This is a genomic window from Jeotgalibaca caeni, from assembly GCF_028863945.1.
GTDB classification, from domain to species: domain Bacteria; phylum Bacillota; class Bacilli; order Lactobacillales; family Aerococcaceae; genus Jeotgalibaca; species Jeotgalibaca caeni.
Genome location: NZ_JARBEA010000151.1, coordinates 1 through 506, shown reverse-complemented (window position 1 = coordinate 506; position 506 = coordinate 1). Strand labels below are relative to the sequence as shown.

Here is a 506-nt window from a genome sequence, read left to right as displayed (position 1 = left end):
CTGAAAGCAGAACTTCGTTCTGGCAATGTTTATACCTCAAATGGGGTGAAAACATTTCTGGAGCCAATGCTGGAGCATTACAGCCACACCCTCCCGTGCACCGATATCATGGTGCGTGGAGATAGCGGATTTGCGACACCGGAAGTCTATGATACCTGTGAAACCTACAAAAGTTATTATGTGATTCGCCTCAAGGCGAATGCGAAACTGGCCAAGTTGGCCGAATCTTTCGTCTTGATCGGCGACGACCATCCCTGGGAACACCGGGAAGTCTACTATTACTCGACAACCTATCAAGCCAGCAGTTGGGAAAAAAAGAGGCGTGTCTGCATCAAATCGACACGCGATGCAGGGGAATTAACGTTTCGCCATGAATACTTGGTGACGAACTTTTCGGAGAATGTATCCGCCAAAGTAATGTTCCAGCTGTACCACAAGCGTGGCACCATGGAGAATTATATCAAGGAAGCGAAGAACGGTTTCCATTTCGACAAGACGGATAGCTC

At 48.0% G+C, this 506-nt stretch carries 1 protein-coding gene; it reads left to right on the top strand.

The window, feature by feature from the left end; all coding sequences use genetic code 11:
- Positions 1 to 506: transposase (locus tag PVE40_RS12940; protein ID WP_274732325.1), on the top strand; the 506-nt coding region annotated here is incomplete at both ends.